Annotated in this window: 29 protein-coding genes; 13 read left to right on the top strand and 16 right to left on the bottom strand. The window is 66.0% G+C overall.

Annotation, left to right across the window (positions count from 1 at the left end):
• The first annotated feature begins 81 nt into the window (after positions 1-81).
• Positions 82-2,055, top strand: coding sequence for a protein meaA (locus AB7U46_RS05145; RefSeq protein ID WP_428335866.1), 1,974 nt, complete (start codon positions 82-84; stop codon positions 2,053-2,055).
• Positions 2,056-2,165: 110 nt separating this feature from the next.
• Positions 2,166-3,329 (top strand): alpha-hydroxy acid oxidase, encoded by a 1,164-nt coding sequence (locus AB7U46_RS05140; protein ID WP_428335865.1) that lies wholly within the window; start codon positions 2,166-2,168, stop codon positions 3,327-3,329.
• A 39-nt stretch (positions 3,330-3,368) separates the two neighbouring features.
• Here the strand turns inward: AB7U46_RS05140 and AB7U46_RS05135 are convergent, their stop codons facing one another.
• The gene (locus AB7U46_RS05135) at positions 3,369-4,514 is read right to left on the bottom strand and encodes an MFS transporter (RefSeq protein WP_428335864.1); all 1,146 of its coding nucleotides are present in this window, start codon (positions 4,512-4,514) and stop codon (positions 3,369-3,371) included.
• 247 nt (positions 4,515-4,761) lie between these two features.
• Between AB7U46_RS05135 and AB7U46_RS05130 the strand changes: the two genes are divergently transcribed.
• On the top strand, positions 4,762-5,379 hold the full coding sequence (locus AB7U46_RS05130) for a 50S ribosomal protein L25/general stress protein Ctc (RefSeq protein WP_428335863.1): 618 nt from the start codon (positions 4,762-4,764) through the stop codon (positions 5,377-5,379).
• 51 nt (positions 5,380-5,430) lie between these two features.
• On the opposite strand, the gene AB7U46_RS05125 is transcribed toward AB7U46_RS05130, so the two are convergent.
• Positions 5,431-5,835: a rhodanese-like domain-containing protein gene (locus AB7U46_RS05125; RefSeq protein WP_428335862.1), complete on the bottom strand. Its 405-nt coding sequence runs from the start codon at positions 5,833-5,835 to the stop codon at positions 5,431-5,433.
• A 62-nt stretch (positions 5,836-5,897) separates the two neighbouring features.
• On the opposite strand from AB7U46_RS05125, the gene ftrA reads away from it, so the two are divergent.
• Together ftrA and pth are read left to right on the top strand one after the other, a co-directional pair.
• Positions 5,898-6,905, top strand: a complete 1,008-nt coding sequence (ftrA, locus tag AB7U46_RS05120) for a transcriptional regulator FtrA (RefSeq protein ID WP_428335861.1) — start codon at positions 5,898-5,900, stop codon at positions 6,903-6,905.
• Positions 6,906-7,057: 152 nt separating this feature from the next.
• On the top strand, positions 7,058-7,738 hold the full coding sequence (gene pth, locus AB7U46_RS05115; RefSeq protein WP_428335860.1) for an aminoacyl-tRNA hydrolase: 681 nt from the start codon (positions 7,058-7,060) through the stop codon (positions 7,736-7,738).
• Here the strand turns inward: pth and AB7U46_RS05110 are convergent, their stop codons facing one another.
• Genes AB7U46_RS05110 through AB7U46_RS05100 form a run of 3 tightly spaced genes read right to left on the bottom strand, consistent with a single transcriptional unit; the run spans position 7,739 to position 10,616 of the window.
• Positions 7,739-8,167, bottom strand: coding sequence for a VOC family protein (locus AB7U46_RS05110; protein ID WP_428335859.1), 429 nt, complete (start codon positions 8,165-8,167; stop codon positions 7,739-7,741).
• A gap of 51 nt (positions 8,168-8,218) precedes the next feature.
• Entirely contained in the window at positions 8,219-9,613 is a 1,395-nt protein-coding gene (locus AB7U46_RS05105; protein ID WP_428335858.1) for a surface lipoprotein assembly modifier, read from the bottom strand.
• 7 nt (positions 9,614-9,620) lie between these two features.
• Entirely contained in the window at positions 9,621-10,616 is a 996-nt protein-coding gene (locus tag AB7U46_RS05100; RefSeq protein WP_428335857.1) for a hypothetical protein, read from the bottom strand.
• A gap of 205 nt (positions 10,617-10,821) precedes the next feature.
• Between AB7U46_RS05100 and thyX the strand changes: the two genes are divergently transcribed.
• The 4 genes from thyX to AB7U46_RS05080 all read left to right on the top strand — a co-directional run bounded on the left by thyX (position 10,822) and on the right by AB7U46_RS05080 (position 13,120).
• Positions 10,822-11,736, top strand: a complete 915-nt coding sequence (gene thyX, locus AB7U46_RS05095; RefSeq protein ID WP_428335856.1) for an FAD-dependent thymidylate synthase — start codon at positions 10,822-10,824, stop codon at positions 11,734-11,736.
• On the top strand, positions 11,733-12,602 hold the full coding sequence (locus AB7U46_RS05090) for a hypothetical protein (RefSeq protein WP_428335855.1): 870 nt from the start codon (positions 11,733-11,735) through the stop codon (positions 12,600-12,602). The genes thyX and AB7U46_RS05090 overlap by 4 nt, the downstream gene beginning before the upstream one ends.
• 63 nt (positions 12,603-12,665) lie before the next feature.
• Positions 12,666-12,773: a DUF1810 family protein gene (locus AB7U46_RS05085; RefSeq protein WP_428335854.1), complete on the top strand. Its 108-nt coding sequence runs from the start codon at positions 12,666-12,668 to the stop codon at positions 12,771-12,773.
• Positions 12,758-13,120 (top strand): DUF1810 family protein, encoded by a 363-nt coding sequence (locus AB7U46_RS05080; protein WP_428335853.1) that lies wholly within the window; start codon positions 12,758-12,760, stop codon positions 13,118-13,120. Before AB7U46_RS05085 ends, AB7U46_RS05080 begins: the two co-directional genes overlap by 16 nt.
• Here the strand turns inward: AB7U46_RS05080 and AB7U46_RS05075 are convergent.
• Positions 13,110-13,943 (bottom strand): alpha/beta fold hydrolase, encoded by an 834-nt coding sequence (locus AB7U46_RS05075; RefSeq protein WP_428335852.1) that lies wholly within the window; start codon positions 13,941-13,943, stop codon positions 13,110-13,112. The genes AB7U46_RS05080 and AB7U46_RS05075 overlap by 11 nt on opposite strands.
• 60 nt (positions 13,944-14,003) lie before the next feature.
• Between AB7U46_RS05075 and AB7U46_RS05070 the strand changes: the two genes are divergently transcribed.
• Positions 14,004-14,609 (top strand): hypothetical protein, encoded by a 606-nt coding sequence (locus AB7U46_RS05070; RefSeq protein ID WP_428335851.1) that lies wholly within the window; start codon positions 14,004-14,006, stop codon positions 14,607-14,609.
• Positions 14,610-14,629: 20 nt separating this feature from the next.
• On the opposite strand, the gene AB7U46_RS05065 is transcribed toward AB7U46_RS05070, so the two are convergent.
• Genes AB7U46_RS05065 through fabA form a run of 3 tightly spaced genes read right to left on the bottom strand, consistent with a single transcriptional unit; the run spans position 14,630 to position 17,187 of the window.
• Positions 14,630-15,418 carry an enoyl-ACP reductase FabI gene (locus AB7U46_RS05065; protein ID WP_428335850.1) on the bottom strand — a complete coding sequence of 263 codons (789 nt, stop codon included), beginning with the start codon at positions 15,416-15,418 and terminating at the stop codon, positions 14,630-14,632.
• Between the two features lie 7 nt (positions 15,419-15,425).
• Complete coding sequence (gene fabB, locus AB7U46_RS05060; protein WP_428335849.1) at positions 15,426-16,655, bottom strand: beta-ketoacyl-ACP synthase I; 1,230 nt, start codon at positions 16,653-16,655, stop codon at positions 15,426-15,428.
• 22 nt (positions 16,656-16,677) lie between these two features.
• Positions 16,678-17,187 carry a bifunctional 3-hydroxydecanoyl-ACP dehydratase/trans-2-decenoyl-ACP isomerase gene (gene fabA / locus AB7U46_RS05055; protein WP_428335848.1) on the bottom strand — a complete coding sequence of 170 codons (510 nt, stop codon included), beginning with the start codon at positions 17,185-17,187 and terminating at the stop codon, positions 16,678-16,680.
• Positions 17,188-17,377: 190 nt separating this feature from the next.
• On the opposite strand from fabA, the gene irrA reads away from it, so the two are divergent.
• Positions 17,378-17,794, top strand: coding sequence for an iron response transcriptional regulator IrrA (irrA, locus tag AB7U46_RS05050; RefSeq protein WP_428335847.1), 417 nt, complete (start codon positions 17,378-17,380; stop codon positions 17,792-17,794).
• Here irrA and AB7U46_RS05045 read toward each other — a convergent pair whose 3' ends face one another.
• A complete protein-coding gene (locus AB7U46_RS05045) occupies positions 17,795-18,655 on the bottom strand; it encodes an EamA family transporter (RefSeq protein WP_428335846.1) in 861 nt (286 codons plus the stop codon).
• Positions 18,656-18,735: 80 nt separating this feature from the next.
• Here AB7U46_RS05045 and AB7U46_RS05040 point away from each other — a divergent pair, with 80 nt between their 5' ends.
• Positions 18,736-19,227, top strand: coding sequence for a MarR family winged helix-turn-helix transcriptional regulator (locus tag AB7U46_RS05040; protein WP_428335845.1), 492 nt, complete (start codon positions 18,736-18,738; stop codon positions 19,225-19,227).
• A gap of 53 nt (positions 19,228-19,280) precedes the next feature.
• Here the strand turns inward: AB7U46_RS05040 and efp are convergent, their stop codons facing one another.
• Positions 19,281-19,850, bottom strand: coding sequence for an elongation factor P (efp, locus tag AB7U46_RS05035; RefSeq protein ID WP_428335844.1), 570 nt, complete (start codon positions 19,848-19,850; stop codon positions 19,281-19,283).
• Between the two features lie 97 nt (positions 19,851-19,947).
• Between efp and epmA the strand changes: the two genes are divergently transcribed.
• Positions 19,948-20,994, top strand: coding sequence for an EF-P lysine aminoacylase EpmA (gene epmA, locus AB7U46_RS05030; RefSeq protein ID WP_428335843.1), 1,047 nt, complete (start codon positions 19,948-19,950; stop codon positions 20,992-20,994).
• Here the strand turns inward: epmA and AB7U46_RS05025 are convergent.
• The 5 genes from AB7U46_RS05025 to AB7U46_RS05005 form a co-directional block, all read right to left on the bottom strand.
• The gene (locus tag AB7U46_RS05025) at positions 20,982-21,350 is read right to left on the bottom strand and encodes a DUF2237 family protein (RefSeq protein WP_428335842.1); all 369 of its coding nucleotides are present in this window, start codon (positions 21,348-21,350) and stop codon (positions 20,982-20,984) included. The genes epmA and AB7U46_RS05025 overlap by 13 nt on opposite strands.
• A 12-nt stretch (positions 21,351-21,362) precedes the next feature.
• Complete coding sequence (locus AB7U46_RS05020; protein WP_428335841.1) at positions 21,363-22,526, bottom strand: serine hydrolase domain-containing protein; 1,164 nt, start codon at positions 22,524-22,526, stop codon at positions 21,363-21,365.
• Positions 22,527-22,644: 118 nt separating this feature from the next.
• Positions 22,645-23,139 carry a MarR family winged helix-turn-helix transcriptional regulator gene (locus AB7U46_RS05015; RefSeq protein ID WP_428335878.1) on the bottom strand — a complete coding sequence of 165 codons (495 nt, stop codon included), beginning with the start codon at positions 23,137-23,139 and terminating at the stop codon, positions 22,645-22,647.
• 155 nt (positions 23,140-23,294) lie between these two features.
• Positions 23,295-23,564, bottom strand: coding sequence for a succinate dehydrogenase assembly factor 2 (locus AB7U46_RS05010; protein ID WP_428335840.1), 270 nt, complete (start codon positions 23,562-23,564; stop codon positions 23,295-23,297).
• On the bottom strand, positions 23,564-23,938 hold the full coding sequence (locus AB7U46_RS05005; protein ID WP_428335839.1) for a helix-turn-helix domain-containing protein: 375 nt from the start codon (positions 23,936-23,938) through the stop codon (positions 23,564-23,566). Before AB7U46_RS05005 ends, AB7U46_RS05010 begins: the two co-directional genes overlap by 1 nt.
• Positions 23,939-23,964: the final 26 nt, after the last annotated feature.

Raw genomic sequence — 23,964 nt, 5'->3', positions numbered from 1 at the left:
TCATATTGTTTCGCCTATCAGGTCATCAGCCGCAATAATCTTGCGAACAGAGAATCGCGTTCCATCGACCGGAGGCCCCCAATGACCGCGCAAGCCAAGCCCGCCAAGGATAAACCCTGGCTGTTCCGCACCTATGCGGGGCATTCGACCGCGGAGAAGTCGAACGCGCTTTACCGGATGAACCTCTCGAAGGGGCAGACGGGCCTCTCGGTGGCCTTCGATCTGCCGACCCAGACCGGCTATGACAGCGATCACGTGCTGAGCCGCGGCGAGGTGGGCAAGGTCGGCGTGCCGGTGTGCCACCTCGGCGACATGCGCGCGCTTTTCGATCAGATCCCGCTCGAGCAGATGAACACCTCGATGACGATCAACGCGACGGCGCCCTGGCTGCTGTCGCTTTATATCGCGGTGGCGGAGGAGCAGGGGGCGGATGTCTCCAAGCTCCAGGGCACGGTGCAGAACGATCTGGTAAAGGAATACCTGTCCCGCGGCACCTATATCTGCCCGCCGAAGCCCTCGCTCGCGATGATCACCGATGTCGCGGCCTATACCGCCCAGCACCTGCCGAAATGGAACCCGATGAACGTCTGTTCCTATCACCTGCAGGAAGCCGGCGCGACGCCCGAGCAGGAGCTGGCCTTCGCGCTGGCGACCGGCATCGCGGTGCTCGATGACCTCAAGAAGAAGGTCAATCCCGAGGGCTTCCCGGCGATGGTGGGCCGCATTTCCTTCTTCGTGAACGCGGGCATCCGCTTCGTCACCGAGATGTGCAAGATGCGCGCTTTCACCGAGCTCTGGGATGAGATCTGCCGCGAGCGCTATGGCATCGAGGAGGAGAAATACCGCCGCTTCCGCTATGGCGTTCAGGTGAACAGCCTTGGCCTGACCGAGCAGCAGCCGGAAAACAACGTCTACCGCATCCTGATCGAGATGCTCGCGGTGACGTTGTCGAAGAATGCGCGGGCGCGCGCCGTGCAGCTGCCCGCCTGGAACGAGGCGCTCGGCCTGCCGCGGCCCTGGGATCAGCAGTGGTCGCTGCGCATGCAGCAGATCATGGCCTATGAGACCGACCTGCTCGAATACGGTGATCTCTTCGATGGCAACCCGGCGGTGACGGCGAAGGTCGAAGACCTCAAGACCGGCGCACGGGCCGAGCTCGAAACCCTCGACGCGATGGGCGGGGCGATCGCGGCGATCGACTACATGAAGGGGCGGCTCGTCGATTCGAACGCCGCCCGCATCAACCGGATCGAGGCGAACGAGACGATCGTCGTCGGCGTGAACCGCTGGAAAGAGGGCGAGCCCTCACCGCTCACCTCGGGCGACGGCGGCATCATGGTCGTCGATCCGGCGGTCGAGGCCGATCAGATCGGCCGGCTGCAGGCCTGGCGCGCGGGGCGCGACGCGGCGGCGGTGGCCGCAGCGCTCGAGCAGCTCAGCGCCGATGCGAAGGCGGGGCGCAACATCATGCCCGCCTCGATCGCCGCGGCGAAGGCGGGGGCGACCACCGGCGAATGGGCCGGGGTGATGCGCAAGGTGCATGGCGAATACCGCGGCCCGACCGGGGTGAGCCGCTCGCCCTCGAACAAGACCGAGGGGCTCGAGGAGATCCGCGCCGCGGTCGATGCGGTCTCCACCCAGCTTGGTCGCCGGCTGAAGTTCCTCGTCGGCAAGCCGGGCCTCGACGGCCATTCGAACGGCGCCGAGCAGATCGCCTTCCGCGCCCGCGACTGCGGCATGGACATCACCTATGACGGCATCCGCCTCACGCCCGAGCAGATCGTCGACAAGGCGCTGGAAGAGAGCGCGCATGTCGTCGGCCTCTCGATCCTTTCTGGCAGCCATATCCCGCTGATCGAGGAGCTGATGGAGCGGATGCGTGCCGCCGGTCTTGGCCACGTTCCGGTCGTCGTCGGCGGCATCATCCCCGATGACGACGCCGAACGGCTCAAGGGCTTCGGCGTGACCCGGGTCTACACGCCGAAGGATTTCGAGCTGAACCGGATCATGATGGACATCGTCGCGCTGGCCACGCCGGCCTCCGCCGCGGCCTGAGCCCCGCGCTCACCAGGACTACGGAAAGGGGGCCACCGCGCCCCCTTTTTGCTGCCTTGCAATCCCCGCGCCAACTGGTAAGTTTGCCTGACCAATTTCAGGAGGTCGCCATGCCCGTCATCACCTGTATCGAGGATCTGAAGCAGCTGCACCGCAAGCGCACGCCGAAGATGTTCTACGATTACGCGGAGAGCGGCTCCTACACCGAACAGACCTTCCGCGAGAACACGACCGATTTCGCGCAGATCCGCCTCAACCAGCGCGTCGCGGTGGACATGACGGGGCGCTCGACGGCTTCGACGATGCTTGGCCAGCAGGTCGCGATGCCGGTGGCGCTTGCGCCCGTGGGCCTCACCGGCATGCAGCGCGCGGATGGCGAGATCAAGGCGGCGCGGGCGGCGGCGAAATTCGGCGTACCCTTCACGCTGTCGACGATGTCGATCTGCTCGATCGAGGACGTCGCCGAAAATACCGACGCCCCGTTCTGGTTCCAGATCTACACGCTCACCGACGACGACTTCAACGTCAACGTGCTCAAGCGCGCGCGGGCCGCGGGCTGCTCGGCGCTCGTCATCACCGTCGATCTGCAACTGCTCGGCCAGCGCCACAAGGATCTGAAGAACGGCCTCACCGCACCGCCGAAATTCACCCTGCCGGTGATGATGGACCTCGCCACGAAATGGCGCTGGGGGATCGAGATGCTGCAAACGAAGCGCCGCTTCTTCGGCAATATCGTCGGCCATGTCTCGGGCGTCGAGGATCCCGCCTCGCTCAACTCCTGGACGGCGACGAAATTCGACCAGGCGCTGAACTGGGACCGGATCCGCCGGCTGATGGACATGTGGGGCGGCAAGGTGATCCTCAAGGGGATCCTGAATGTCGAGGATGCGGAAAAGGCCGCGGCGGCCGGCGCCGATGCGATCGTCGTCTCGAATCACGGCGGCCGGCAGCTCGACGGCGCGCTGAGTTCGATCCGGATGCTGCCCTCGATCGTCTCGGCGGTGGGCGACAAGACCGAGGTCTGGCTCGACAGCGGCATCCGCTCGGGCCAGGACGTGCTGAAGGCGCTGGCGCTCGGCGCGAAGGGCACGATGATCGGGCGCGCCTATGTCCACGGCCTCGGCGCGATGGGCGAAGAGGGCGTGACGAAGGCGCTCGAGGTGATCCGCAAGGAGCTCGACACCACGATGGCGCTTTGCGGCGAGCGGCGGGTGACCGACCTTTCGCGCGGCAACCTGATGGTGCCGAACGGCTTCTTCGACACCTATTCCTGAGGCGCGGGGCGTCGCTCGGAAAGCATCCGGGGCGCGCGGTCAGGCGTGGCGCGCCCCGGCGCGCATCAGCCGCGCCAGGCCGGGCAGGATCGCGGCCATCACCAGCGCCACGGCCAGGAAGATCGCGGCAAGCCCCGCGCGCTCGGCGATCAGCCCCATCACCACCGGGCCGATGAAGAAGCCGGTGAAGCCGATCATCCAGGCGCGCGAGATCGCGGTGGCGCGTTCGGTCGGACCGACGCGGCGGCCAAGCAGCGAATTGGCCGAAGGCACCACCACCGCGACCCCCGCGCCGATCAGCCCGATGCCAAGCACGGCGAGGACCTGCGACCCGGCCACCGCCGTGACGAACCCGCCGATCACGCCGAGCAGGGCCGAAAGCGCGACAAGCCGCGCCTCGCCCAGCCGCGTCGCGATCCCCTGCCCCGCAAGCCGGAAGACCCCCATCACGATCCCGAACATTGCCGGGCCGAAGGCGCCCTCACCCGCGCGCCCGCCCAGATCGCGCTCGATATGCAGGGCCGACCAGGTCTCGGTCGCGCTTTCGGTGACGAAGGCGGCGAAGAGGATCGCGGCGGCGGGCAGCACCACCGCCCAGCTCGGCACGCCGGCGGGCGCCGCCGCTTCCACTTGCCCGTGAGCCGCGTGCCGGTCGCGCAGCGTGAGCGCCACAAGCGCGAGCAGGAGCGCGAGCACCGGCACCGCGATCTCGGGCGCCGCCCCCGCCTGCCGCGCGAGCCCGGCCAGAAAGGCCGCCGCCCCGAGTGCCAGCGAAAACAGCGCGTGATTACCGTTCATCAGATGCAGGCCGGTTTCCTGTTCGAGCTCGGAGATGCGCACATTCGCCGCGATATCGAGGCTCGACATCGCCGCCCCCATGACGAAGAGCGCGAGCGCCAGCGTCACCGCCGATCCGATCGCAAGCGGCGCGAGCGCGGCAATCGCAAGCGCTCCGGCGCAGACCGGCAGAACGCGCGGTCCCAGCGCTCGCCCGATCCGCGGAGCCAGCGCCATCGCCACCATGCCGCCCAGCGCCGAGCCGAGCAGAAGCGTGCCGAAAAGCCCGTCGGCCACCCCCGCCCGCGCCTTGTAGACCGGCAGATAGGCCGCGAAGGCGCCCCAGAACATGCCCAGCACCGCGAGGGAGATCCCCGTCGCCCGGCTCACCGTGAAAACCTGCCGCATCCTGCGCGCCCCTTCAAACCGCTTTGACATCGCGCTAGCATGCGCCGCGTCGCCCGCCCAGAACCCCGCTGCGCGGCCCGGCGTTTCTTCGCCGGTGCTGTTACCAAAGCGTGATGAAACGGCGCGGCGCCGGGGGCGGCCAGCCCGAATCTCCTTGCCAAAAGGGGGAAAGCGGAGTATCCGCGCGACCTCATGGGCCTGCACCCTTGGAGGAGGCCCGGCAATTGCAAACACAAGGAATACGCAAATGGCCAAAGAGATCGAAACTCTCGAAGCCGTCGTGCGCACGGGGACGGGCAAGGGGGCCGCTCGCGCAGCACGTCGTCAGGGTCTCGTGCCCGGCATCGTCTATGGCGACGGCAAGGAGCCGGTGGCTCTGAACTTCGACTACAACAAGCTGCTCACCCGCCTGCGCAAGGGCCGCTTCATGTCGACCCTCTTCAACCTCAAGGTCGAAGGTCAGGAAGACGTGCGCGTGATCTGCCGCGGCGTGCAGAAGGATGTGGTCAAGGATCTGCCGACCCACATCGACTTCATGCGCACCCACCGCGCCTCGCGCATCAACCTGTTCATCCACGTGAACTTCGACAATGGCGAAGCTTCGCCGGGCCTGAAGCGTGGCGGCACCCTCGTCGTCGTGCGTCCGGAAGTCGAGCTCGAGGTGATGGCCGGTGACATTCCGGATCACATCACCGTCGATCTGACCGGCAAGAACATCGGCGACGTCATCCACATCAGCGACATCCCGCTGCCGGAAGGCTGCCGCCCGACGATCGATCGCAACTTCGTCGTGGCGAACCTCGCCGCGCCGTCGGGCCTCGTCTCGTCGGAGAACGAAGAAGCCGAAGGCGCCGCCGAGGCCTGAGCCTCGATCGCGTGACGGATTTGCGGGGCCCTTCGGGGCCCCGCTTTCGTTTCAGGGGGTCTCGCCGGAGGCGAAGGCAAAGCCCTCGAACTCCCAGCCCATGATCCCGCCGAGCATCAGCTTGACCGGACGCCCAAGGCGGGCGAGCGCCAGCACCGCCTGCTCGGCCGCGTTGCAATGCGGCCCCGAGCAATAGACGACGAACAGCGTCTCAGCCGGCCATTCCGCCAGCTGCTCGGCGGTGAGGAAGCGATGCGGCATGAAGAGCGCGCCGGGCACATGGCGGCGCGCGTAGGTTTCGGGCGTACCCATCACATGCAGCAGCACGAAGCCGGGATCGGAAAGCTTCATCGCCTCATGCACGTCATGGCAATCGGTGTGCAGCGCGCATTGCGCCTCGAAAGGGGCGATCAGGGTTTCGGGCGCGGGCGCCGGGCGGGCGAGGACAGGGTTCATCGGGATCTCCTTTGCGATACCCGATGATTGCCAGCCTGCCCTCGCCCGGATAAGATGGCAGCATGACAACGGTCGCACAAATCCTGCCAAACATCTCTGTCGCACCGATCGCGAACGCCCGCGTCGTGGTGCTGGCCTATGACGGGCTTTGCACCTTCGAATTCGGCATCGCCGCCGAGATCTTCGGTCTCCCCCGCCCCGAGATGGGGCCGAACTGGTATCGCTTTGCCACGGCGGCGATCGAGCCGGGGCCGCTGCGCGCACAGGGCGGGCTGCGCGTCGAGGGCGATGGCGGGCTCGACCTGATCGCGGAAGCAGGCCTTGTGATCGTGCCGGGCTGGCGCGGGATCGACGCGCCGGTGCCCGCGGAACTGATCGCGGCGCTGCGCGCGGCGCATGCGCAGGGCGCGCGGCTCGCCTCGATCTGCTCGGGCGCCTTCGTGCTGGCGGCGACCGGGCTGCTCGACGGACACCGCGCGACGACGCATTGGCGCTATGCCTCAGCACTGGCCGAGCGCTTCCCGCAGATCGCGGTCACCCCCGACGTGCTCTTCCTCGACGAGGGGCAGATCTTCACCTCGGCCGGATCGGCGGCGGGGATGGACCTTGGCCTCCATATCATCCGCCGCGATTTCGGGGCGGAGGCCGCCAATCTCGTCGCTCGCCGCCTGGTGATGCCCGCCTCGCGCGATGGCGGGCAGGCGCAGTTCCTGCTGCGCCCCGTGCCGCGCGACCGCGAGGCCGACCGGCTCACCCCGATCCTCGCGCAGCTGCGCAACGCCCTGACAGAAACGCCCGCGGCGAAGGTACTTGCCGCGCGGGCCGGCATGAGCGAGCGCACCTTCCTGCGCCGCTTCGCCGAGGCGACGGGCACCACCCCCGCGCGCTACCACGCGCAGGCGCGGCTCGACCGGGCGGCGGACCTTCTGGAAACCACCGCCGCCGATCTCGAACAGGTGGCGGAGGCGGCGGGCTTCGCCTCCGCCGCGCATCTGCGTCGTCATTTCCATGCGCGCTTCGGCCTCGCGCCAAGCGACTGGCGCAAACGCTTCGCCAGCCCCCCGGCCTAGGCACCAGCGGCGCCCGCGCATGAGTATTTGAGCCAAGAAAAGCGCAGTCCTTTTTCTTGGTGCAAATACTCCGGGGGGGCCGAGGCATCGCCTCGGCGGGGGGCTGGCCCCCCGGCGCGCTTGCCGCTAGAACCACGCCAAAGGAGAGCGCCATGCAGCTATGGGTCGGCCTCGGCAATCCCGGGGCGAAATATGCCGGAAACCGGCACAACATCGGCTTCATGGCGGTGGACCGGATCGCCGCCGATCACGGTTTCGGCCCCTGGCGCAAGGGCTATCAGGGGCAGGTCAGCGAGGGGCGCTTCGGCTCGGAGCGGGTGATCCTGCTCAAGCCGGAGACCTTCATGAACCTCTCCGGCCAGTCGGTACGGGCGGCGGCGGATTTCTACAAGATCCCGGTCGAGGCGATCACCGTCTTCCATGACGAGCTCGACCTCGCCCCCGGCAAGATCCGGCTGAAACAGGGCGGCGGACATGCCGGGCACAACGGGCTGCGCTCGATCCATCAGCACATGGGCGAGGCTTACGCGCGGGTGCGGCTCGGCATCGGGCATCCGGGCGACAAGGATCGCGTCGCGGGCTATGTGCTGAGCGATTTCGCCAAGGCCGAGGGCCCCTGGCTCGACGATCTGATGCGCGGCATCTCCGACGGGGCGCCGGCGCTCGCAGCGGGGGATGGGGCGAAGTTCCTCAATGCGGTCGCGCTGCGCGTGGCGCCGCCGCGCGCCTCGACCGGCACGAAGCCCGTCGAAAAACCGGCACCCAAGGCGGAGGCGCCGGCCGAAGACACGCGCTCCCCGATCGAGAAGCTCGCGGACCGCTTCAAGCGCTGATCACCAGTTGCCGGTGCTCTCCATGCTCAGCCAGGGCTCGGCGGGTTTCAGCGCCTCGCCCATCTGCAAGAGCTCGACCGAGACATTGTCGGGCGAGCGCACGAAGGCCATGTGCCCATCGCGCGGGGGGCGGTTGATCACGACACCGTTCGCCTGCAGATGTGCGCAAAGCGCGTAGATGTCCTCGACCGCATAGGCGAGATGGCCGAAATGGCGGCTGTCGGAGGGCAGCCCCGAATCGCCGTCCCAGTTCCAGGTCAGCTCGACCGGGCAGTCCTCCTGCCCCTCGGGCGCCATGAAGACGAGGGTGAAGCGCCCCGCCTCACTCTCGATCCGGTGCGTCTCGCGCAGGCCGAGCAATTCGTAGAACGCCATGCTCTTTTCCAGGTCGAGCACGCGCACCATCGTGTGCAGATAACGGATCTTCATGGTCACCTCCTGTCGCCTCGCAGCTAGGCCGCGCCACCGCCACGGCAAGGCTCAGAACGCCGAGCGCAGCCGCATCGAAAAGCTCATGTCCCGGCTGTCGTAAAGCACCGAGTTCGAGCGGTTGCGGGTATAGGTCAGCCCGAGTTCGGGCGCGAAACCGAGATAGTCATGATCGCGCAGGAAGGCGGTGGCGCCAAGGGTGACGCGGTGATCGGTGCGATTTTCGCTGTCGAAGGGCATCAGCCCGAAATCGCGCCGCTCATAGCCGAGATCGAAACTCAACGCCGCGCCGAACACCGGCTTCGCCAGATCGTAGCCGAGGCTCACGCCCTTGCGGATGCTCGCCACCGTGCGCGCATCGGAGGCCGCCTGCCCGCCGAAGAGCCCGAAGGAGAACACCCCCGGCCCGAGGCGCTGGCGCCAGTCGAGATCGGCCATCCGCAGCACGGAGGAGTTGACGTCATTGTCGAGCCGCCATTGCCGCTGAACCGTGGTCCCCAGATGCAGGGCGCGATCCGCCCCGAAGGTGAAGCTGCGCCCGGCATCGAAGCCGAGATAATTCGACAGCGGCGCACCGCTGTAATCGTTATGCCCGGCGAGCAGCCGCAGATCCCATTCGTCGCGCCCGCGCGTCGCATGCCAGCGCTGCGCGAGGTAGATCTCGCTCGCCCAGAAGGCATAGTCGGACCCCTGCGCCCCCGGCGCCTTGCGCTTTGCCGCATCGGAAAGCGTGTAGGTCCGCCCCGCGAGGTTGAAACCGAGCCGGGCGACATGGCGCTCGTTCTCGATCACCGTGCGCTCGACGCTCAGCGAGGCATGTTCCTCGAGACCGGAGAGCGCCTGGCTGTCCCCCGAAAGCGTGAAGGGCAGGCCGTAGATCCAGATCGTATCCGCGCCGGTGCCGCCGTTCACGTTGGAGGAGGGCGAGGCACCGAAATCGAGGTTGACGGTCCAGGGGTTGCGCATCCGCACATAGCGGAAATCGCGGATCGCCTGGGCGCGGATCTGGGGCGTCGGCGCCGTCTGCGCCGCGCGGCGCAGCCAGAATTGCGCCGCGGTGCGATTGCCCGCGGAAGAGCGCGCCTGCGCCATCGCGAAGGAGGCCTGGGTCTTCTGCCCGTCGTTCCGCGCGAGGCTCAGCGCCTTGCGCGCGGCGGCCGCGGCCTCGGCGTAATCGCCGAGGTCACGCGCCGCATGCGAAAGCAGGATCTGTGCGCCGAAATCCTCGGGATTGCGGGCGATCAGGCTGAGCGCCGCCTTGCGCGCGATGTCGGGGTGCCCATTGGCCAGCGCGATCATCGCGATCCGGGTCAGCCCTTCCGGGCCGACCTCGATCGCCTCCTTCGGCGCGCCGCCCGCAGGCCCGGCCACGGCAGGCGGGGCGAAGCCGCCCGCCATGCCGAGCGCGAGGCAAAGCGCCGCGACGACCTTCAAACCCGGTTTCATCGCGCGATCACGGCCGGGTCAGCAGGAAGCCACCCGTTTCGCGCGTCGTATAGGCGCCACGCGGATCCGTCGCCGTCACCACGATGATGCCGACGACCTCCTCGGCGTTGTCGCCCGAAACGATGGCGTAGTAATTGCCCGATTCGAAGGTCGTGATCGCCCCCGAAGCATCGGCGGTATAGGAATGCGCCTGGCCGGCGATCTCGCCGTTCGAGGTCATCACGCCGGGGCCGACGTCGAAGGTGATCGTCGGCAGCACCGAGGCGGTGGAGCCCATCGCGCTCATGATATCGGTGGTGATGTCATTGCCGTCGATATCGTAGACGCGGCGGTTGGTGACGCTCGCCCGGACGGCATTGCCGTCGTTGAAGTCCTCGAAGTCGATCGCCATGGTCATGTCGCCGCGGACATATTCGAGGCCGGCACGCCCCTCGAAGTCGCGCAGACCGGCATATTCGCCCGAATAGGCGGCCTGGCCCGAGGTCGGCAGCGTGACCGACCCGTTGCGCTGATAGATGAAGCCGCCGAAGCCGTAGTTCACATAGGCGCCGGTGCGCACGATCGCGAGCTCGACATTGCCGCTGTCGCTCACCGCGTAAAGCGCGCGATGGGTGAACTGGCCGATCGGCACGCCGGTCACGTCGTCGGGGTAGAGATCGGGCCCCTCGTAAACCGCGAAACGACCGAGGCTGCTCACCTTGGTTCCGCGGGTATAGGGCGTATCCGCGCCGTCGAAGGCGAGGTTGTCGACGAGGAAAGTGTCGTCGGTCTTGTTGTAGGTGAAGCCCGTGGCATAGCCGTTGCCACTGTCGTCCTGCGCCTCGTAGCGCACGATGCCGCGCGAGGCGCTCGGGCTGTCGGTGCCGGGCGGCAGCGTGCCGTCGCTGCTGATCCCGCCATCCGTGCCGCTGTCCGTGCCGCTGTCGGAACCGCCCACGACCGCCGGACCGCCACAGGACGCGAGCGCCATCAATGCCAGAAACGGCAATACCTGCATCTTCATTTCTGTTTCTTTCTTTGGAACCTGCCTTGCGCGAAAGGGTGCCGAAAACGGGCCTCAAAGTCAATTTCCGTAAACTTCCGTTTACTCGCATAAACCCCCGTCGTGCCCCCGCTGCGACACTGCCTCGCGCCTCCACGACATGTCGCGGTTTCGTGAGGCGTTCTCGCCAGATATAGTTCGCCCGATTCGTATGACGGAGGATCCCATGTCGCTCACCCCCGAACAGCTTGCCGAGATCGCGGCGCAACGTGCCACGACGCAGCCGACGCTGCGCGCGACCGCCCCGGGGATGGAGGCGCATCTCTACTCCGCGCATCCGGTTCTCGACCACGGCCTCGTACGGGTGATCGACTATATGGGCGACGACGCGGCGATCTGTCAGGCGGCGCGCGTCAGCTATGGCCGCGGCACCAAGGCGGTTTCCGACGACCGCGGGCTGATCCGCTACCTCATGCGGCACTGGCACTCGACCCCGTTCGAGATGTGCGAGGTCAAGTTCCACGTCAAACTGCCGGTCTTCGTCGCGCGTCAGTGGATCCGCCACCGCACCGCCAACGTGAACGAATATTCCGCGCGCTACTCGATCCTCGACCGCGAGTTCTACATCCCCGCGCCCGAGCAGCTCGCCGCGCAGTCGGTGGTGAACAACCAGGGCCGCGGTCAGGTGCTCGAGGGGGCGGAGGCCGCGCGCGTGCTCGACCTTTTGCGCGAGGACGCGATGCGCAGCTACGACCATTACGAGGACATGCTGACCCCCGACGCCGAGGCGGGCAAGCTTGGCCTCGCGCGCGAGCTCGCGCGGATGAACCTGCCGGCGAACATCTACACGCAGTGGTATTGGAAGATCGACCTGCACAACCTCTTCCACTTCCTGCGCCTGCGCGCCGACGCCCATGCGCAATACGAGATCCGCGTCTATGCCGAGACGATGTGTCAGATCGTGAAGGACTGGGTGCCGAGCGCCTACGAGGCCTTCGAGGACTACCGCCTCGGCGCGGTGAGCGTGTCGGGCCGGGCGAAGGAAGTGTTGCTGCGCCGGCTCGCCGGTGAGACGGTCACGCAGGAGACCTCCGGCATGAGCAAGGGCGAATGGCGGGAATTTGTGGAGGTTTGGGGGTGAGTATTCCTCCTCCACATGAATTAATACGGATTATTGAGAAACACGATCGTCAGGCGATCTTGGACGGCTTTGAGCCTCACCAGCGTTTTCTACAAGTAGTCCCAAAGGTATGCCATGAGCTTGGAATCGTCTTTGTAATCGGGCCGCATCCCAACGCTGAAATTGAGCAGATCAGCGGGCTTTTTCATACCCTGTATCGGAAGAAAGATCTAGCCATTGGCTCGGTCTTCTCCGGCTTAGCATCACATCTTGACATATTCTACTCCGCTTACTTCCCCCATTGTTACGGCACCGTACGACTTGACGCCAAAAGCTGTATCGACGCCACTGAAATGCAATTGGGAAGGATTTATAATATCGAAGAGGAGTTCAAGGAAGTATTAAACCAGATCGTAGATGTCTGGGATATAGGCGCCTGTCTAGCACCGTTTGACGTATTTTCAACGCCGGAAGGTGACGCTGGTGAGTACTTCAGACTTGCTTGCAATCATATGGAAGCGGCCGCAGCCGTGGCCTGCAACGGGGCACGGCTAGACGGAGCGGTCATGTCTGCCCTATTATGCGCAGAACTGAGCGTGAAATGTGCATGCTTGATCTCTACGAAGACCACCAAGGATGAACTACGGAAAGAAGTCGGCCACAACCTTTTAAAGTCCGAAAAATACATAAAGGCAGGATCATCATTCGACTGGAATGATCTCTCAACAAATATAGCCAAACTTCCAGGATTTACCGAAAACAGGTATACAGATAAGAATTGGACGCGCCTTGAGTGCAAGCCCATCCTGCTCTCCGCCCAAAGATTGCTTGCGCTTGTAGCAGTTGGTTACAATAAAAAATCGATTCGCGACCTAAATCCGATATAAGCATTGCGCTCTGAGGGTATTTACTACCCTTCCTATATAGGCGCTGAAAGGTTTTACTGCCTAATGCCCCACCGCTTCCACGCCCCGCAATCCCGTGACCTGCCCATCGCCCTGCGCGAACTCCGCCAGGGCCGCAAGCTCACCCATTGGATTTGGTGCGTTCGGACCTGAAAACGCTCCACTGGAGCGTTTTCAACCCCTCACTCCCGCAGCTCGCCGCCCTCGGCCGCTCTCAGCGCGCGATCGACTTCGGCATCCGCGATCTCGCCGAGGCGCGCGCCTATCTCGCCGACCCGGTGCTGCGCGCGAACCTGATTGCGGCGGCCGAGGCGGTGCTCACCCATCCCGACACGCCGATCGAGCAGATCATGGGCCCCGTCGACGCGCTCAAGCTGCGCTCCTGCGCGACGCTGTTCGAGGCGGCCTCGGAGGGGCGCGAGCCGGTCTTCGCGCGGCTGCTCGACACCTTCTACGCCGGCAGCCGCTGCCCGCTCACCCGCGCCGAACTCAGCCGATAAGCGCCAGCCATTCGCGGATCGCCGCCACCGCCTCGGGCTCGTCGAGGAAGGGGATATGCGCGCGGTCGGGCACTTCGGCAAAGATCATGTCGGGGCGGTGGGCGCGCATTTCCGCCACCGAATCATGGCCGAGCAGGTCCGAATTCGCGCCCCGGATCAGGCAGAGCGGCAGGCCCGCGCAGGCGTCGAACAGTGGCCAGGCGGTCGGCACCTCGTCCCCCTGGAAGGCGGCGAGGAAGCTCTCGCGCAGGCCCGGGTCGTAGTTGATCCGCAGCCCCTTCGCCGTTTCGATGTAGTGCCGCTCCGCCTCCTCGCGCCAGCGGCTCTCGGGGACATTGGCGAAGCCCTCCATCGCGAAGGGCAGTTTCGCGACGAGCTCGTCGTAATCCTTCGCCGCCGGGTTTCGGCCGATATAGTCGAAGATCTTCACGAGACCCGCGCGTTCGAGCTCGGGGCCGACGTCGTTCAGACAGACGCCCGAGAGCCGCCCCTTCGCCACCGCGGCCAGAAACATCGCGATCAGACCGCCGCGCGAGGTGCCGATCACTGCCGCCGTCTCGATCCCGAGATGGTCGAGGAGCTGCAGCGCATCGGCCCCCTCGCGGGGCACCGTATAGGTCGCCGCACCGGTGAAGGCGCTCGCGCCGCGGCCGCGATAATCCATGCGGATCAGCCGCTTGTCGGCGAGGAACGGAGCGAGATAGTCGAAGTCGCGCCCGGTGCGGGTGAGCCCGGCCAGCGCCAGGACAGGCGTGCCCTCACCTTCGTCGCGATAGGCGACATGGGCGCCGTCGTCCGCAGTAAAATACTGAACTTCCGTCATTTCTCTCCCCTTGGCAGCGCGGCTCTCCAGGCTAACATAGCGCCAAAGACGGAGAGCACCATGCCCGAGACGCTGGAAAGACTGCAGGCGCGGCTGAACGAGATCGAGGATCAGCTCGAGCGCGAATGGGCGGCGCGGCGCGAGACCATGCGCTATCACCTCGACAAGGGGCGGGTCGTCTTCGAGGAGGGCGTGCGCGAGGCGCATCGGCGCGCGCGGGTGAACCTCTGGCTCTTCCTGCGCCGGACGCGGCCGATGGTGGTGCTGACCGCGCCGGTGATCTATGCGGTGGTGATCCCTTTCGCGCTGCTCGACCTCTTCGTCACGATCTACCAGACGGTCTGCTTCCCGATCTACGGCATCCAGAAGGTGCGGCGGCGCGACCATATCGCGATCGACCGCCATCACCTCGACTATCTCAACGCGATCCAGAAGCTGAACTGCATGTATTGCAGCTATGGCAACGGGGTCATTTCCTATGTGCGCGAGGTCGCCGGGCGGACGGAGAAATACTGGTGCCCGATCAAGCATGCGCGCCGGGTGAAGGGCGCGCATGGGCTTTACGGGGATTTCTGCGATTTCGGCGATGCCGAGGGGTTCCAGGAACAATCGCAGCGGCTGCGCAACGAGCTGCGCCGGATCGACCCGCCCGAGCCGAAAGAGTAAGGGCCCCGAAGGGCCCCTTTTTACAGGTTTTCCGGCTGCGGCATGCCGAGCACGTGATATCCGCAGTCGACCATCACCACATCGCCCGTGGTACAGGCGCCGTAATCCGAGCAGAGCCAGACCGCGGTGCCGCCGATGCTTTCGAGCGTCGCATTCTGGCGCATCGGGCTGTTCGCCTCGGTATGGCGGAAGGTCTTGCGCGCGCCGCCGATCGCCGCCCCGGCGAGCGTCTTCATCGGGCCGGGCGAGATCGCGTTGACGCGGATCTGCTGCGGGCCGAGATCGTTCGCGAGATAGCGCACCGCGCTTTCGAGCGCCGCCTTCGCCACGCCCATCACGTTGTAGAACGGGGTGACGCGGTTTGAGCCGCCATAGGTCAGCGTGATGAGCGAGCCGCCCTCGGGCATCAGCTCAGCGGCGCGGCGGGCCACGTCGATGAAGCTGAAGCAGGAAATCGCGAGTGAATTCTTGAAATTGTCGCGCGAGGTATTGATGAAGCGGCCGGCAAGTTCGTTCTTGTCGGAATAGGCGATGGCGTGGATGACGAAGTCGAGCGTGCCCCATTCCGCCTTCAGCCTGGCGAAGGCCGCATCCATCGAGGCGTCGTCGTTCACGTCGACATCGACGAGGACCGTCGAGCCGAGCGAGGCGGCGAGCGGTTCGACGCGCTTGCCGAAGGCCTCGCCCTGATAGGAGAAGGCGAGCTCCGCCCCCTCCGCCGCCAGCGCCGAGGCGATGCCCCAGGCGATCGAGCGATCATTGGCGACCCCCATCACGAGGCCGCGCTTGCCCTTCATCAAATCCGCCATTCCGCCCTCAGTCCAGATATTTGCTCATCACCAGCGTCGCGTTGGTCCCGCCGAAGCCGAAGCTGTTCGACAGCACCGAGTCGAGTTCGACATTCTCGCGCAGCTCCGTGCAGATTTCTTCCGGGCGGATCGCGGGGTCAAGCTCGGTGATATTGGCCGAGGCGGTGATGAATTTGCCCTGCATCATCAGCAGGCAATAGATCGTCTCATGCACGCCGGTCGCGCCGAGGCTGTGGCCGGTGAGCGATTTCGTCGAGGAAATCACCGGCACCTTGCCCTCGCCGAAGACGCGGCGCACGGCCTCGATCTCGGTCACGTCGCCCGCGACGGTCGAGGTGCCATGCGCGTTGATATAGTCGATCTTGCGGCCTTCGGGCAGCGTGTCGAGCGCAAGCCGCATCGAACGTTCGCCGCCCTCGCCCGAGGGTGCCACCATGTCATAGCCGTCCGAGGTCGCGCCATAGCCGGTGACCTCGGCATAGATCTTCGCGCCGCGCGCCTTGGCGTGTTCGAGCTCCTCGAGCACGACGACACCGCCGCCGCCCGCGATCACGAAGCCGTCGCGCGTCGCGTCGAAGGCGCGGCTCGCCGTGGTCGGCGTGTCGTTGTATTTCGACGACATCGCGCCCATCGCGTCGAAGAGGCAGCTCAGCGTCCAGTCGAGTTCTTCGCCACCGCCGGCGAAGACGACATCCTGCTTGCCCATCTGGATCAGCTCGGTGCCATTGCCGATGCAATGCGCCGAGGTCGAGCAGGCGGAGGTGATCGAATAGTTCACGCCCTTGATCTTGAACGGCGTCGCAAGGCAGGCCGAATTCGTCGAGCTCATGCAGCGGGTGACCATGAACGGACCCATCCGCTTCGGCGAGCCCTTCTCGAGCACGATCCGATGCGCCTCGAAGAAATTCGAGGTCGAGGGACCGCCCGAGCCCATGATCAGACCGGTGCGCGGGTTCGAGATATCGCTCTCCTCGAGGCCCGAATCCTTGATCGCCTGTTCCATGGCGATGAAGTTGTAGGCCGCGCCCATGCCCATGAAGCGCAGGTTGCGCTTGTCGATGTGCTCGGCGACGTCGATCTGCGGCTGTCCCTTCACCTGGGAACGGAAGCCGCGCTCGGCGTAATCGGGGGCGAAGACGATGCCGGAGCGGCCCGCGCGCAGGCTCGCTTCGACTTCTTCGGCATTGTTGCCGATCGGGCTGACGATACCCAGACCGGTGATGACGACACGCCGCATGTGGGCCTCCTGTCTCGTTCGATCAGCTCTCGGAGAGAGCGACTTTCATGTCCTTGACCATGTAGATCACCTCGCCATCGGCCTCGACGATCCCGTCGGCGACGCCCATGGTAAGCCGGCGCGTCTGCACCGCCTTGGTGAAATCGACCTTGTAGGTCAGCATCTTGCGGTCGGGGCGCACCATCCCGGTGAGCTTCACCTCACCCACGCCCAGCGCATAGCCGCGCCCCTGCCAGCCGCGCCAGCCGAGGTTGAAACCGGTGAGCTGCCAAAGCCCGTCGAGGCCGAGGCAGCCGGGCATGATCGGGTTGCCCGGGAAGTGGCATTCGAAGAACCACAGATCGGGGGTGATTTCGAATTCGGCCACCACATGTCCCTTGCCATGCAGCCCGCCGTCGCCCGAGATCTCGGTGATCCGGTCCATCATCAGCATCGGCGGCGCCGGCAGCTGTGCATTGCCCGGCCCGAACAATTCGCCGCGCGCGCATTTCAGCAGATCTTCTTTCCCGAAGCTCGTCGGAAAGCCAGTCATCGGCTCCGTTCCCCCCAATCGAATGTCTTCCCCCCTCTATCACCGGCGCCGCCGACGGCGCAAGGCCGCAGCCCCGCTGCAATGCCGCAGGGGCCGCAGCCGGCCCGTTCTCGCCGCGATTGCGAAAGGCCGTTGAAATATTGGGGCATTGGGCCTTATAATGTCACAGGGAGAAAACGGATCAGTGACGATGAAGACGGTTGCACAGGAGCGCGGCCAGAAATGGCTGGCCAGCGGCGGATTGCGTCCGACGCGGCAACGGCTTTCGCTTGCCTCGCTTCTGGTGGGCGACGGCATGAACCGCCACGTCACGGCCGAAGGGCTTTTCGCCTCCGCGCTCGAAGCCGGGGAAAAGGTCTCCCTCGCCACCGTCTACAACACGCTGCGCGCCTTTTGCGAAGCGGGGATCATGCATGAGATCACCGTCGACGCCGGGCGCAGCTACTTCGACACGCGGATGGACGATCACCCCCATTTCTTCTGGGAGGGCGAGAACCGGATCTCCGACGCGCCGCCCGAGGAGCTCGAGATCGCGCGCGTGCCCAAGGCCCCCGAAGGGGCCGAGGTGACCCGCGTCGACGTGGTGATCCGCGTCCGCAAGATCTGATCAGCCCGCGCGCCCCTTGCGCTCGGGCAGGCCGCTCAGCCAGACACAACCCAGAACCACCGCCGCACCGATCAGCTGCGTCAGGCTCAGCGCCTGGCCAAGCAGCGCCCAGCCGAGCAGCACCGCGGTGAGCGGGCTGAGGAAGCCGAGTCCGGTGATCGTTTCGGGGCCGAGCCGCTCGATGCCGCGGAACCACAGGTAATAGGTGAGCGCGGCGCCGATCAGCCCGAGCCAGAGGAACCCGGCGAGATGGGTCGCGGTGAGCGCGGGCAGCGGCGGCTCGAAGGCGAAGGCCAGCGGCAGAAGCAGGATCCCCCCGGCGGTCAGCTGCCAGGCGGTGAAGGTGAGGGCCGGCGCCTCGGGGCGCCATTTGCGCGTGAGCACCGTGCCCGCGGCCATCGAAACCGCCCCGGCCAGCGCCGCAAGCACCCCGACCGGATCGAGCCGCGCCGAGGGGCCAAGCACGAGCAGCGCGACGCCGCCGATCCCGGCGAGAGCCGCGAAAAGGCGGCGCGGCGTCAATGCTGTGCCAAGCAGGCCCCGCGCGAGAAACAGCACGATCAACGGCTGCACCGCGCCCAGCGTCGCAGCGACACCTCCCGGCAGGCGGTAGGCGGCGACGAAAAGCGCCGTCCAGAACAGGGTGAAATTCAGCGCGCCCAGAACGAAGAGCCGCCCCAGAAAGGCGCGCGGCGGCATCCTGTGCGTCAGCGCGAGCAACAGGATCCCCGCGGGCAGCGCACGCAGCGCCGCGGCGGTCAGCGGGTAGCCCGGCGGCAGCATTTGCGAGGTCACGATATAGGTCGTACCCCAGATCGCCGGCGCCATCGCCGCCAGCAGGATTTCGGTCGTTCTGGTCATCGCTCCCTCCATTATCTCGACGTCGAGATAAATCGGCAGATATCTTGACGTCAAGATATTTATGCCCTACCCCTTCCGCCATGGATCGCGTCGACGACATTCTCGCGCAGTGGCGCGCCGAGCGCCCGGACCTCGACACCGGGCCGATGGGGCTGCTTGGCCGGCTGAAACGGGTGGCGGACCGGCTGTCGGAAGAGGTCGCACAGCTGCTGCATGCCCACGGGCTGACCGCGGCCAGCTTCGACGTGCTCGCCACGCTGCGCCGGGCCGGGCCGCCGCATGCGCTCAGCCCATCCGAGCTGATGGACTGGACGATGGTCGCCTCGGGCACGATGACGAACCGTCTCGACCGGCTCGAAGCCGAGGGGCTGATCGAGCGGCGCCCGAACCCCGCCGACGGGCGCGGCTCGATCGTGGCGCTGACACCGAAAGGGTTTGCGCTGATCGACCGGGTCGTCGCCGAGCACGTCGCCAATCAACACCGGCTGGTGGCACAGCTGCCGCCCGAGGTGCAGGCGGCGCTGAACGACACGCTGCGGACCTGGCTCGCCGCGCTGGACGGGCGCGACTGAATGCAAAAGGCGCCCCGAGGGGCGCCTTCGTCGTTTCGGCCTGTCGCGAAGGATCAGTCCTTCGCGCGCTCGACATAGGAGTTGTCGGCGGTGTTGATGATGATCCGGGTGCCGATGCCGATATGCGGGGGCACCATCACGCGGATGCCGCCGGTGCACATCGCGGGCTTGTAGCTCGACGAGGCGGTCTGACCCTTGACGACCGGTTCGGTCTCCTCGACCTCGACGGTGACCTTCGCCGGCAGCTCGATCGAAAGCGCGACGCCTTCGTGGGTGAGCATCCACACGCGGATGCCGTCGCGCAGGTGGACCTTGGCGTCACCGACGACGTCCTCCGACACCGCGATCTGGTCGTAGGTCTCGGGGTTCATGAAGTGGAAGCCTTCGCCGTCCTCGTAGAGGAAGTCGTATTCGTTCTCGTCGACATGCGCCTTTTCGACGGAGTCGACGGTGCGCCAGCGCTCGGACACTTTCACGCCGTCGGAAATGCGGCGCATTTCGACCTGGGTGACCGAGTTGCCCTTGCCCGGGTGAACGTTTTCGGCGGTCAGAACGATGTAAAGCACGCCATCCATGTCGATGACGTTGCCCTTGCGGATCGAAGAGGCGATCACTTTGGCCATGTTTGCGGTCCTTGGTTCGAATGAGGCAGGCTCTGGCGCCCGGATGGCTGAGCGCCTAAACCATCCGCAACGTAATTTCCAGTCGAAAGCCGCTGAAATGAGCTCTTCTCCGTGGTGGGACGCCGCCAGACATGCCGATCGGCGCCCGCTTCTGCTGGCGCGCAACCGGATTCAGGGGGCGATCCGCGGCTGGCTCGGGACCGAGGGTTTCCTCGAGGTCGATCCCTGCGCGCTGCAGGTCAGCCCCGGCAACGAGGCGCATCTGCACGGCTTCGCCACCACCGCGATCGGCAACGACGGCGCGCCGCATGCGATGTATCTGCATACCTCGCCCGAATTCGCGATGAAGAAGCTGCTCGCCGCCGGCGAGGAGCGGATCTTCGCCTTCGCCCATGTCTGGCGCAACCGCGAGCGCGGCGCGTTGCATTCACCCGAATTCACCATGCTCGAATGGTATCGGGTGGGCGCGGATTACACCGTGCTGATGGCGGATTGCGCGGCGATGCTGCGCCTCGCGGCCGAGGCGGCGGGGGTGACGCAACTGCAGTTCCGCGGCATCACCTGTGACCCTTTCGCCGAAGCCGAGCGGCTTTCGGTGGCCGAGGCCTTCGCACGCTACGCCGGCATCGACCTGCTCGCCACCTGCGACGGCGCCGAGACCGATGCCGCAGCGCTGCGCGCCCAGGCGCGGGCGGCGGGGATCAAGACGGCGGAAGACGACACCTGGTCTTTCCTTCTGTCAAAGATCCTCGTCGAGAAGGTCGAGCCGCATCTCGGCCATGGCCGCCCCACCGTGCTCGACCGCTATCCGGCGGCGGAAGCGGCACTGGCCCGCCCCGCGCCCGATGACGCCCGCGTGGCCGAGCGGTTCGAGCTTTACGCCTGCGGGGTGGAGCTCGCGAATGGCTTCGGCGAGCTGACCAACCCCGCCGAGCAGCGCCGCCGCTTCGAGATCGAGATGGCGGAGAAACAGGCGATCTATGGCGAGCGCTATCCGATCGACGAGGATTTCCTCGCCGCGCTGGCACAGATGCCCGCGGCGAGCGGCATCGCGCTCGGCTTCGACCGGCTGGTGCTGCTGGCGACGGCGGCGCCCCGGATCGACGACATCCTCTGGACCCCGGTTTCCGATCAGATCGCGTAATCGCGCAGCAGGTCGAGCGAGACGACCTTGAGCGTGCGCCGATGCGTGGCGGCAAGCACGACGCGGGGCGCGCAGCCCTCGTCATGCGCCTCGAGGAAACGCGCGGCGCAGAGGCACCAGCGATCGCCAGGATTCAGCCCGGGAAAGGCGAACTCCGGACGCGGGGTGATCAGGTCATTGCCGATATAGCTCGACCAGGCGAGAAATTCGGCAGTAACGACGACACAAACGGTATGCGCGCCGCGATCCTCCCAGCAGGTGTTGCATGAGCCGTCACGGAAGAAACCGGTGCGCGGCGCCATCGAGCAGGGCTCGAGCGGCTGCCCCAGAACATTGATCGACGGCTCCATTTCCATCCGGCCTCCCCCTCAGGGAGAAGTCTCGGCGAGTTGGCGGAACATGGCAAGGTTTTCGTCGGTGATGCCTGCCGCGTCGAAGCCGCGATCGGCGCTGTTCACCGCAATCACCACCCGCACCGCGGGGTTCACATAGATGAACTGGCCGTAGATGCCCTGCGCCATGTAATCGCCGCCATGCGCGGCATTGTCCTTCGGCACCCACCACTGGAATCCGTAGCCCGCCCCATCCGCCGCCTGATGCGCGGTCGAGGCCGCGACCCAGTCGGCGGGCACGATCTGGCGCCCGTTCCAGACCCCCTTTTGCAGGAACATTTGACCGATGCGGGCATAATCGCGCGTGCGCATATTGAGCCCGCCAAGAACGAAACCGGTGCCCTCGCCATCGGTGAGCATCTCGGGTGCGGCCTCGAGCCCCATCGGCGCGATGATCCGCTCCTGCATCAGGTCGACCGGGTCGCGCCCGGTTGCGCCGCGGATCACCATGCCGAGCACATGGGTGTCGATCGAGACGTAATGCATATGGCTCCCGGGCGGGGTGGCGCGGGTCTTGAGCGAGGCGGCGAAGGCGTCCATCGAACCGCCGAGCGCGAGAACCCGCCCCATGCGATTGATGTCGCTGTTGAAATCCATGTAATCCTCGTTGAAGGCAACGCCCGAGGACATCGTGAGCACATCGCGGATCGTCGCCCCGTCATAGGCGGAGCCCTTGAGCGACGGGGCGTATTGCACCACCTGCGCGTCGAGATCTGGGATCTTGCCCTCGGCGACCACGGTGCCGAAAAGCGCCGAGAGCACCGATTTCGCCATCGACCAGCTGATCCGCAGATCCTCCGGCCCGGTGCCGAGGAAAGTGTTCTCGTAGGTCAGATGCCCGTCGCGCAGGATCACCAGCGCCGTCACCGCACGGCGTTTCGCCCAGTCCTGCGCCGCCGGGGCCAGGGTTTCCGGCGGCCCGGGCGGCAGTGCGAAGACCGGACCGGTGCCGCGGTCGAGCAGGCGGTAATGGAAGAGCCGGTCCATATGCGAGAAATTCTGCACGATCCGCTCTTCGGAAAAGAGCCCGTTCACCGCAATCAGCCGGGTGATTTCTTCCCGCTTCCAGAGCGCGAGCCCCGCAATCAACACAACAAGAATGACGAGCGCGCGTAGCGCAAAACGCAGGATCCGACGCATGTTTCCCCCTCGCGCCCATCCTCCCCGGCGCAGCGGCAGAGAAACACGCGGGCGGCCAACGGGCAAGCGGTGGCAAAATTGCCGTGACGTCCCCCCGGTTCCGGGGAGACGGTGCCCGTCAATAGATGTAACGAATCTGATCCGACCAGTAGCGCTCCATCCGGCGCAGGGTGTGGTTCATCTCGTCCATCGCGTCGAGGGTGACGACGCCGCGCGCCTCCATCCCCTGCGCGTGCCGCTCGAAGAGGTCGGTGACCATCGTGCGCAGCTCTCGCCCTTTCGCGGTGAGCCGCACCCGCACCGAGCGGCGGTCGATATCGCAGCGCTGATGGTGCATGTAGCCGGCCTCGACCAGCTTCTTGAGATTGTAGCTGACGTTCGAGCCCTGGTAATAGCCGCGGGTCTTGAGCTCGCCCGCCGTCACCTCGTTCTCGCCGACGTTGAAGAGCAGCAGCGCCTGCACCGGATTGATCTCGAGAATGCCGAGCCGTTCGAATTCATCCTTGATAACGTCGAGCAAAAGTCGGTGCAGCCGTTCGACGAGCGACAGGCTGTCAAGATAGCAGGTCATCATGCCCGGAGAGGTCTCCGGCGTTTCCCCTGCGCCGGGCATGTTCATCGGGGTTTGAAATGTCATTCCGTTCTCCGCCAACCTCGCAGCCCTTGCGGACAAACTGGCGGGAAAACCCCAAGATTGCGTTAAGCGCAGCGCAGTTTTTTCAAATCTGCGCCAAATTTCGCGCTTCCGTCACGTCAGGCCGCGCCGTCTCAGCGCCCGTGGCGCGCCTTTGCGAAAGCCGCGATCTCGGTCAGGAGCTCAAGATATTGCGTCGGGCAGGGCTGTGTGCCCGAAACCCAGGGGTAAAGATCTTGATCGTTTTCCTCGAGCAGCAGATCGTAAAGATCGAGCGCCTCGGGCGTCATCCCGGCCAGCTTCTCATCCGCCCAGGGGCCGAGGATCAGGTCCATCTCCTTCGTGCCGCGCCGCCACGACCGCATCCGCATCCGCTTCAGTCGGGCCTCGTCCGTCTCGCTCATCAGTCCTCCCCGGCGATCAACCGCCGCTCGAGCCGCCCGAGCCGCGCGTCGAGCTCCTCGAGCACCGACCGGATCGCCCGGATCTCGCGCACCGTCGTGCGCACCTCCTCCGCCTGTGCCACCTCGTCCGGCGGCGCGTCAAGCCCCTCGCCCTCGCCGGTGAGCAGCCACATCAGCGAGACGTTCAGCATTCCGGCCACCATCTGCAACCGGTTCGCCCGCGGATCGGCGGCGTCGTCCTCCCAGCTTTGCAGCGTTTCGAGCCGCACGCCGAGCCGCTCGGCAAGCGCCTCCTGCGTCAGCCCCGCCGCCTCGCGCGCGCCCGCCAGCCGGTCGCCGAAGGTCGCGGTTTGCGGTCCATACCAATCGGTCATGCCTCTTCCCTTCTTGACGCTGTGCG

It is taken from the genome of Paenirhodobacter sp. (genome assembly GCF_050177655.1).
Lineage (GTDB): Bacteria > Pseudomonadota > Alphaproteobacteria > Rhodobacterales > Rhodobacteraceae > Rhodobacter.
The sequence above is the reverse complement of the archived record's forward strand: the minus strand, read 5'-3'. Positions and strand labels throughout refer to the sequence as shown.

What these genes read in the sequence shown, in the direction of transcription:
- efp (WP_428335844.1), bottom strand. Translation starts at nt 19,850, where the DNA reads ATGGCCAAAGTGATCGCCTCTTCGATCCGCAAGGGCAACGTCATCGAC.
- AB7U46_RS05105 (WP_428335858.1), bottom strand. Translation starts at nt 9,613, where the DNA reads ATGAAACCGGGTTTGAAGGTCGTCGCGGCGCTTTGCCTCGCGCTCGGC.
- AB7U46_RS05145 (WP_428335866.1), top strand. Translation starts at nt 82, where the DNA reads ATGACCGCGCAAGCCAAGCCCGCCAAGGATAAACCCTGGCTGTTCCGC.
- thyX (WP_428335856.1), top strand. Translation starts at nt 10,822, where the DNA reads ATGTCGCTCACCCCCGAACAGCTTGCCGAGATCGCGGCGCAACGTGCC.
- AB7U46_RS05110 (WP_428335859.1), bottom strand. Translation starts at nt 8,167, where the DNA reads ATGAAGATCCGTTATCTGCACACGATGGTGCGCGTGCTCGACCTGGAA.
- AB7U46_RS05070 (WP_428335851.1), top strand. Translation starts at nt 14,004, where the DNA reads ATGCCCGAGACGCTGGAAAGACTGCAGGCGCGGCTGAACGAGATCGAG.
- AB7U46_RS05015 (WP_428335878.1), bottom strand. Translation starts at nt 23,139, where the DNA reads ATGCCCGGCGCAGGGGAAACGCCGGAGACCTCTCCGGGCATGATGACC.
- AB7U46_RS05025 (WP_428335842.1), bottom strand. Translation starts at nt 21,350, where the DNA reads ATGGAAATGGAGCCGTCGATCAATGTTCTGGGGCAGCCGCTCGAGCCC.
- fabB (WP_428335849.1), bottom strand. Translation starts at nt 16,655, where the DNA reads ATGCGGCGTGTCGTCATCACCGGTCTGGGTATCGTCAGCCCGATCGGC.
- AB7U46_RS05045 (WP_428335846.1), bottom strand. Translation starts at nt 18,655, where the DNA reads ATGACCAGAACGACCGAAATCCTGCTGGCGGCGATGGCGCCGGCGATC.
- irrA (WP_428335847.1), top strand. Translation starts at nt 17,378, where the DNA reads ATGAAGACGGTTGCACAGGAGCGCGGCCAGAAATGGCTGGCCAGCGGC.
- AB7U46_RS05135 (WP_428335864.1), bottom strand. Translation starts at nt 4,514, where the DNA reads ATGCGGCAGGTTTTCACGGTGAGCCGGGCGACGGGGATCTCCCTCGCG.
- AB7U46_RS05140 (WP_428335865.1), top strand. Translation starts at nt 2,166, where the DNA reads ATGCCCGTCATCACCTGTATCGAGGATCTGAAGCAGCTGCACCGCAAG.
- pth (WP_428335860.1), top strand. Translation starts at nt 7,058, where the DNA reads ATGCAGCTATGGGTCGGCCTCGGCAATCCCGGGGCGAAATATGCCGGA.
- AB7U46_RS05040 (WP_428335845.1), top strand. Translation starts at nt 18,736, where the DNA reads ATGGATCGCGTCGACGACATTCTCGCGCAGTGGCGCGCCGAGCGCCCG.
- AB7U46_RS05130 (WP_428335863.1), top strand. Translation starts at nt 4,762, where the DNA reads ATGGCCAAAGAGATCGAAACTCTCGAAGCCGTCGTGCGCACGGGGACG.
- fabA (WP_428335848.1), bottom strand. Translation starts at nt 17,187, where the DNA reads ATGACTGGCTTTCCGACGAGCTTCGGGAAAGAAGATCTGCTGAAATGC.
- AB7U46_RS05020 (WP_428335841.1), bottom strand. Translation starts at nt 22,526, where the DNA reads ATGCGTCGGATCCTGCGTTTTGCGCTACGCGCGCTCGTCATTCTTGTT.
- AB7U46_RS05010 (WP_428335840.1), bottom strand. Translation starts at nt 23,564, where the DNA reads ATGAGCGAGACGGACGAGGCCCGACTGAAGCGGATGCGGATGCGGTCG.
- AB7U46_RS05125 (WP_428335862.1), bottom strand. Translation starts at nt 5,835, where the DNA reads ATGAACCCTGTCCTCGCCCGCCCGGCGCCCGCGCCCGAAACCCTGATC.
- AB7U46_RS05075 (WP_428335852.1), bottom strand. Translation starts at nt 13,943, where the DNA reads ATGACGGAAGTTCAGTATTTTACTGCGGACGACGGCGCCCATGTCGCC.
- AB7U46_RS05005 (WP_428335839.1), bottom strand. Translation starts at nt 23,938, where the DNA reads ATGACCGATTGGTATGGACCGCAAACCGCGACCTTCGGCGACCGGCTG.
- AB7U46_RS05085 (WP_428335854.1), top strand. Translation starts at nt 12,666, where the DNA reads ATGCCCCACCGCTTCCACGCCCCGCAATCCCGTGACCTGCCCATCGCC.
- epmA (WP_428335843.1), top strand. Translation starts at nt 19,948, where the DNA reads ATGAGCTCTTCTCCGTGGTGGGACGCCGCCAGACATGCCGATCGGCGC.
- ftrA (WP_428335861.1), top strand. Translation starts at nt 5,898, where the DNA reads ATGACAACGGTCGCACAAATCCTGCCAAACATCTCTGTCGCACCGATC.
- AB7U46_RS05100 (WP_428335857.1), bottom strand. Translation starts at nt 10,616, where the DNA reads ATGAAGATGCAGGTATTGCCGTTTCTGGCATTGATGGCGCTCGCGTCC.
- AB7U46_RS05065 (WP_428335850.1), bottom strand. Translation starts at nt 15,418, where the DNA reads ATGGCGGATTTGATGAAGGGCAAGCGCGGCCTCGTGATGGGGGTCGCC.